Consider the following 7050-nt stretch of genomic DNA (forward strand, 5'->3'; position numbering starts at 1 on the left):
GGCGAAGGACAACAACGCCTCCTGCGCGCTCGGCCCCCTGATCCGGCTCTTCGACGACCGGTTCGGGATGGAGCGGATACGCGAACTCGAGGTGCGCCTGGAGGTCCACGGTGGGGACGGCTTCCTGCTGGAGGCGGTCTCGGAGATGACCCGGATGTCGCGCGCCCCGGAGGAGTTGGTGCGGCAGTTGATCGGCCCGCACCACCACTATCCCGATGGGGCCGCCCTGATGCTCGGCACCATGTTCGCGCCCATCCAGGACCGGGACCGCCCCGGTGAGGGCTTCACCCACAAGGTCGACGACGTGGTACGGATCAGCTGTCCGGCACTCGGCACCCTGGTCAACCGGGTGCGGCACGCCCAGGAGTGCGAACCCTGGCACTTCGGCGTCCGCGATCTCATGGGCAATCTGGTAAGGAGAGGACTGCTGTGAACGTGGTCATCACGGTCGATCCGCGCGACGGCAAGCGTCGCGCGACGGATCTCACCGAGACCGACGAGTCTCGGCTGGAGACGATCGCCGGTCAGACGTCCCCGGCGACGCGCTGGTTGGCCGACCTCGGGAGGCGTGGCCGGGCCGAGCTGCTGGACGCGATCGCCGCGTCCCTCCAGGCCCACCGGGTGGATCTGGTCGCGGCTGCCGAGGCAGAGACCGGGCTGAGCCACGCGCGCCTCGACGGGGAACTCACCCGGGCCGCGGTCCAGTTCCGGATGTTCGGCGATGTGCTGCGCGACGGGGCGTACGTCGAGGCGGCCATCGACCACGCCGCCGACACACCCCTCGGACGCGGCCCGGACGTGCGGCGGATGCTCGTACCCCTCGGGCCGGTCGCCGTCTTCGGCGCCAGCAACTTCCCGTTCGCCTTCTCGGTCGCCGGCGGTGACACGGCCGCCGCGCTGGCCGCCGGCTGCCCCGCGGTCCTGAAGGCCCACCCGTCGCACCCGTTGACGTCGCACGCCTCCGCCGCCGCGATCTCCTCGGCCGTCCGCGAGCTGGGCGGGCCCGAGGGTGTCATCGCGACCGTGTACGGGGAGCAGGCGGGCCGCTCGCTGGTGCGTCACCCCGCGATCCGCGCGGCCGCCCTGACCGGCTCGGTCAACGCCGTTCGCGCCATCCAGGCGGCCATCGACGAACGACCCGACCCCATTCCCCTGTACGCCGAACTGAGCAGCGTGAACCCGATCGTCGTCCTGCCCGCCGCGGCCGCCGACCGGGGTGACGAGATCGCCGAGGGTCTGTTCGCCTCCTTCACCGCCTCGGGCGGTCAACTGTGCACCAAGCCCGGCCTGGCGTTCATCCCGGCGGACCGGGGTGGTGACCAGCTGGTCGACGTCCTGCGGGAGAAGGTCGCCAACTCGGGCGACACGGTCCTGCTCAACGAGCGCATCCGGGACGCGTACGAGAGTCGGGCCACGGAGTTCGAGCGGGCCGGTGCTCGGGTCTCGGCACGGGCCCAGGTCGACCCCGGCGCGGGCTTCACCGCCGCGCCGAGGCTCCTGGAGGTGGATCTGCCGGGGCTGACCGCCGAGATCGCCGACGAGTGCTTCGGTCCGCTCATGGTCGTGGTCCGGTATCACGACGCCGCCGAACTCGACGCCGCGCTGGACGCCGTACCCCCGTCGCTGACTGGCTCCGTCCACCGTGGCTCGGGTGACGACGTCGACGTCGTACGCCGGCTGGTCGACGTGCTCGCCGCCCGCGCGGGTCGCATCGTCTTCGACGGCTATCCCACCGGCGTCCGGGTGTCGTGGGCCCAGCACCACGGTGGACCCTGGCCGTCGACGAACGCCGTGCACACGTCTGTGGGCGCCACCTCGATCCGACGGTTCCTGCGCCCGCTGGCGTGGCAGGACGCCCCGGCCTGGATCCTTCCCGAGGAGTTGCGCGACGAGTACACCGCCATTCCCCGGCGAGTCGACGGGAGGTTGGTGCCAGCGGCCGAATAACCGTGTCTGCCGGTCTCCTTCGGGTGCCTTTGTGGGTCACCCGCGGCCGGCACGCGAATTCCTTGACGGCGCGGGGGAGGTGCGGACGTTCATTTAGATCGCTGTTCCCCTGATGCGCCCCGCGGTGGTCACTGTGCTGCTCCGGTCGGCCGTGGCGTCCTGGAACACCTACTTCCTGCCCCTGGCCATGCTCTCGGACAACCGGCTCTTCCCGGTGACCGTCGGCCTCGGCCTCTGGCAGGGGATCTTCAGTCTGCAACGACACTGGCGCGGCGGACTGTCCGTCGGCGGCCTCCGGTAAGCCGCCCTTCCCACCAGCTATCCGGGCGGATGAACAGAAAGGTGTGCTGATGTCGACGACGAATCGATCGCTGCGCAGCGGGCAGTGGTTCGGCGCGGAAGGCCGTAACGGGTTCATCCATCGGTCCTGGATGCGCAACCAGGGTTTCGCGGACGACGTCTTCGACGGCCGCCCGGTGATCGGCATCGCCACCACCTGGTCGGAGCTGACGCCCTGCAACGCCCACCTGCGCGACCTGGCCGAATCGGTGAAGCGGGGCGTGTGGGAGAGCGGCGGTCTGCCGCTGGAGTTCCCGGCGATGAGCCTGGGCGAGCCGCTCATGCGACCCACCACCATGCTCTACCGCAACCTGCTGGCGATGGAGTTGGAGGAGTCGGTCCGCGCCAACCCGCTCGACGGGGTGGTCCTGCTCTCCGGCTGCGACAAGACCACTCCCGGCCTGCTGATGGGGGCGGCGAGCGTCGACCTGCCGACGCTGATGATGACCGGCGGCCCGATGCTCAACGGCAAGTTCCGCGGCCAGGACATCGGCTCGGGCACCGTCGTCTGGCGCTTCACCGAGGAGATGCGGGCCGGCCGGATGACCGCGGCCGACTGCGCCGAGGCGGAGGTCGGCATGTCCCGCAGCCGGGGCCACTGTATGACCATGGGCACCGCCTCCACGATGGCGTGCGTGACCGAGGCGCTGGGCGTACAACTGCCGGGGGCCGCCGCCGTGCCGGCGGTTGACTCCCGGCGGTACGCGCTCGCGCAGGCCGCCGGGCGCCGGATCGTCGCCATGGTCGGCGAGGACCAGCGGCTGTCCTCGGTGCTCACCCGGGAGGCGTTCGAGAACGCGATCCGGGTCAACGCCGCGATCGGTGGCTCCACGAACGCCGTCGTGCACCTGCTCGCGATCGCCGGACGCCTCGGCGTGCCCCTGTCGTTGGAGGACTTCGACACCCTCACCGCCGACGTGCCCCTGCTCGTCAACCTCATGCCGTCCGGGGCGTACCTGATGGAGGACTTCGCCTACGCGGGCGGTCTTCCGGTGGTGATGAAGGAGCTCGCCCCGCTGCTGCACACGGACCACATCACCGTCAGCGGCAGGAGCGTGGCGGAGAACGTCGACGGCGCCCAGTGCTGGAACCGGGACGTCATCGCCACGCTGGAGGAGCCGTTCCAGCCCGCCGGCTCGGGCACCGTCGTGCTGCGCGGGTCGCTGGCGCCGTCCGGGGCGGTGCTGAAGGTCTCCGCCGCCTCCCCCCACCTCCTCACGCACACCGGCCCGGCGCTCGTCTTCGACCGGATCGAGGAGTACGTCGTCGCCGCCGACGACCCGGACCTCGATGTCACAGCCGACACGGTGATCGTCGTCCGCAATGCCGGACCACGCGGCTACCCCGGCTTCCCGGAGGTGGGCAACGTGCCCATGCCCCGCCGGTTGCTCGCCGACGGCATCACTGACATGGTGCGGATCTCGGACGCCCGCATGAGCGGCACCGGCTACGGCACGTGCGTCCTGCACGTGGCGCCGGAGGCGTCCGTGGGCGGACCTCTCGCGCTGGTGCGCACCGGCGACCTGGTCCGCGTCGACGTCACCACGCGCCGCCTGGACCTCCTGGTCGACGACGCGGAACTCGCCGAGCGCCGTTCCGCCTGGGAACCACCACAACCGGTGGCCGACCGAGGTTGGACGCGGCTGTACAGCGAGCATGTTCTCCAGGCCGACAGCGGCGCGGACCTCGACTTCCTCGTCGGTGGCAGTGGCAGCGGAGTGCCCCGTCACTCACACTGACGGCCCCGGAACGTACGAGGAAGCGACTCATGGAAGAACGGACGGCCCGCCAGTGCGAGTTCACGCGGAAAAAGCGGTGACCGCCGCCCATCGGCTACCGGTGATGGCGGACGTCGCCCGCCTGGCGGGAGTGTCGCACCAGACGGTGTCCCGGGTCATCAACGGGGCGCCCGCCATCAGGCGCGAGACGCGGGAGCGGGTTCTCGAGGCCATCCGACGGCTCGAGTACCGCCCCAACACCGCCGCCCGAGCGCTGGTGCGCGGACGCTCCGGGATGATCGGCATCATCGGCACGGCCAGGACGCTGTTCGGTCCGACGAGCATCCACCGCAGCGTCGAGGATGCCGCCCGAGCCGCCGGCTACTTCGCCACCTCGGTGAGCCTTTCGGAGGTGACGGTACGGGCGCTCAGCGACGCCACCGAACACCTCATGCGCGTCGGCGTGGAGGGCGTCGTGATGATCGCCGGCAACGACGAGGCCCTCGAAGTGGTACGGATGACCCGATCCGGCGTGCCCTTCGTGGTGGTGGAGGGCGATCTGTCCAGGGCCAGCGTCACCGTCGGCGTCGACCAGGTGCTCGGCGCCCGGATGGCGACCGACCACCTGCTCGGCCTCGGGCACCAGGAGATCGTGCATGTGTCCGGTCCGCTCAACTGGGCGGAGGCCCGCGCCCGCCGCGACGGCTGGCGGGCGGCGATGAGTGCGGCGGGCCTACGCCCGCCCGAGCCGGTCCAGGGTGACTGGATGGCCCACAGCGGCTACGTCGCCGGGCTGCGGATCTGCGAGATGCCCGGGACCACAGCGGTCTTCGCCGCCAACGACCAGATGGCCATCGGTGTGCTGCGCGCACTGCACGAGCGTGGACGGCGAGTGCCACAGGACATCTCCGTCGTCGGATTCGACGACGTCCCCGAGGCGGCGTACCTGATTCCGCCGTTGACCACGATCCAGCAGGACTTCGGCGCGGTCGGTCGACGGGCCATCACGGCCGTCACCCAGGCCATCGACGACACGGCGCCGCAGCCCCTGCCGTTGGTCGTCCCGACGCTCGTGGTGCGTGAGAGCACGGCGCCGCCGACTGGTACGTGAGCCGCGGACGCCGCACGGCAGGGCGGGCCCGGCGTGACGCCGAGCCCGCCCGGTGCGGGGTTACGCCAGGGCGGCGAGCCGGAACTGCTGGTTGGTCTGTCCGTGGCAGTCGTAGAGCTGGAGCTGGGCGCCGTTGGCGGTGCTCCAGACGTCGAGGCAGCGTCCGGACTGGACGTTGCTGATGGTGCCGTTGGAGTTGATGTTCCACTGCTGGTTGGTCTGGCTGTGGCAGGTGTAGATCTGCACGGCCGCGCCGTTGCCGGTGCCCGCCGCGTCGAGGCACATGCTGCCGTACACCTGGAGTTGTTTGCCTGAGGTGTAGGTCCACGCCTGGTTGGTCTGCCTGTTGCAGTCGTAGAGCTGCACCCGCGTGCCGTTGGTGCGGGAGGCGTTCGGTACGTCGACGCACCGACCGGACTGCGCGCCGATGATCTGGCTGGCCGAGCCCGGCGGCGGAGTGGTGGGCGGAGTGGTGGGGGTCGGTGTCGGGGTGCTCGTCGGGGTGGTGGTCGGCGTCGGGCTGGTCGGCGTCGACGGCAGCAGCGGGCAGGTGCTGCGGTAGGTGACCACGCCGCTGGAGTCCAGCAGCGGGCAGAGGAACTGGCTGTACCGGGCGTCGTTGTCGAGGAACATCTTGACGAACGGCAGCATGGTCCGGACCATCACCGGGTTCGACCGTCCGACCATGAACCCGTGGTCCGCGCCGGCGACCTCCACGTAGACGCTCTCCGTCGTGCTCGGGAGGCTGTTGTAGAGGCCGGTGGCGTAGGACGGGGTGACCACCGTGTCCGCCTGCCCAGCGAAGATCATGGTAGGCACCCGGTCGTTGGCCAGGTTCGACGACGGCGAGTAGGGCGCAATGCCGACCACGGCCTTCAACGACGGGCGCCGGCTGGCCGCGCTCAGCGCGCCACCGCCGCCCATGGAGTGACCGGCGACCGCCAACCGGTTGGGGTCGACCCGGTCGCGTACCGGGCTCTGCTGCGTCAGGTAGTCCAGCGCGGCGAGCAACTGGGTGCCGCGGGCCGTGTCGAAGTCGTTGCGGCTGTTGGTCTCGATGCCGATCACGACGAAGCCGTGGGAGGCCAGCCACGGTCCCATCCAGGCCAGCTCGGCGGAGAACAACGCGGTGTAACCCGGCGAGATCGCGATGGCCCCGAAGGTGCCCTGGCTCGTGTCGGTCGGGTAGTAGATCCGGCCGCCGTTGAAGCCGTACCCGGTCGGGACGCTTACCGAGGTGTTGGCGAAGGGGCCGTTCACGGCGGTGACGCTGGCCGCCGTGGGGTCCGGGCCCCGCTGGTACGGGTTGTCGGCGGCCGACGCCGACCCGGTCGCCACAGTCATGGTGAACAACCCGACCGCGGCGGCGATCCCGGCCGCGGCGAGCTTGAGCAGCCGTCCGCGAGACCGGAAGGACACTCGGTCGGCATGGGTGTCGCCCGAGGGCGGGGGGTGGTCTGCGAGTCCTCGCACTGTCGGTACCTCCTGGTGGTGGATGAGTGCGGGGCGGGCGGGTTCGGTCGGGGGCCGAACCTGCCCGCCCCGGCGCTGTCCGATCGTCAGCGTTGCAGCGTCAGCAGACCCGGCCGGTACGGCAGCAGACCGTAGTCGCCGCCGGAGCTGAGATTGGGCAGCAGCGACACGACCAGAGCCGCAACTATCGCGGCTGTTCCGGAAGTAGTGGGTGTTCGGAATCGGGTACGCCCGGCGGGACGGTTCCGGGAAATCCTGCTGATTTTCTGGGGGTGGGCCTGACGGTCGCGTGCGGCGCCTCCAGAGCTGAGTGGATCATGTGAACGTTCACAGCGATCGATGGTTCTCAGGCTCGCAGAATGTTCCAGTCGGCGCCGCACCGCCAGCGCGAAGCAGGCCGGATCCGGGTGCATGTTCGCTCCCCGACCCGGCAGCCTGCGGCGCGGATCAGGCCGGAGGCTG

General features: G+C 70.7%; 5 protein-coding genes and 2 pseudogenes. 5 read left to right on the top strand and 2 right to left on the bottom strand.

Features of this window, described 5'->3' with window-relative positions; translation table 11 throughout:
• From AB0J68_RS23055 to AB0J68_RS23075, 5 genes and pseudogenes are all read left to right on the top strand, one after another.
• Positions 1-433, top strand: a pseudogene (locus tag AB0J68_RS23055) (fumarylacetoacetate hydrolase); the annotation flags it as partial.
• Positions 430-1947, top strand: coding sequence for an aldehyde dehydrogenase family protein (locus tag AB0J68_RS23060; RefSeq protein ID WP_363940442.1), 1518 nt, complete (start codon positions 430-432; stop codon positions 1945-1947). The pseudogene AB0J68_RS23055 and the gene AB0J68_RS23060, both read left to right, overlap by 4 nt.
• A 133-nt stretch (positions 1948-2080) precedes the next feature.
• Entirely contained in the window at positions 2081-2248 is a 168-nt protein-coding gene (locus AB0J68_RS23065; RefSeq protein ID WP_354857696.1) for a hypothetical protein, read from the top strand.
• Between the two features lie 49 nt (positions 2249-2297).
• Complete coding sequence (locus tag AB0J68_RS23070) at positions 2298-4025, top strand: IlvD/Edd family dehydratase (protein ID WP_354857693.1); 1728 nt, start codon at positions 2298-2300, stop codon at positions 4023-4025.
• Positions 4026-4101: 76 nt separating this feature from the next.
• Positions 4102-5115 carry a LacI family DNA-binding transcriptional regulator gene (locus tag AB0J68_RS23075; RefSeq protein WP_363940443.1) on the top strand — a complete coding sequence of 338 codons (1014 nt, stop codon included), beginning with the start codon at positions 4102-4104 and terminating at the stop codon, positions 5113-5115.
• Between the two features lie 60 nt (positions 5116-5175).
• Here the strand turns inward: AB0J68_RS23075 and AB0J68_RS23080 are convergent, their stop codons facing one another.
• Together AB0J68_RS23080 and AB0J68_RS23085 are read right to left on the bottom strand one after the other, a co-directional pair.
• A complete protein-coding gene (locus AB0J68_RS23080; RefSeq protein ID WP_363940444.1) occupies positions 5176-6588 on the bottom strand; it encodes a ricin-type beta-trefoil lectin domain protein in 1413 nt (470 codons plus the stop codon).
• A 368-nt stretch (positions 6589-6956) separates the two neighbouring features.
• A pseudogene (locus AB0J68_RS23085) lies at positions 6957-7050 on the bottom strand (DUF448 domain-containing protein); the annotation flags it as partial.

Source organism: Micromonospora sp. NPDC049580 (assembly GCF_040675595.1).
In the GTDB taxonomy this organism is placed as follows: domain Bacteria; phylum Actinomycetota; class Actinomycetes; order Mycobacteriales; family Micromonosporaceae; genus Micromonospora.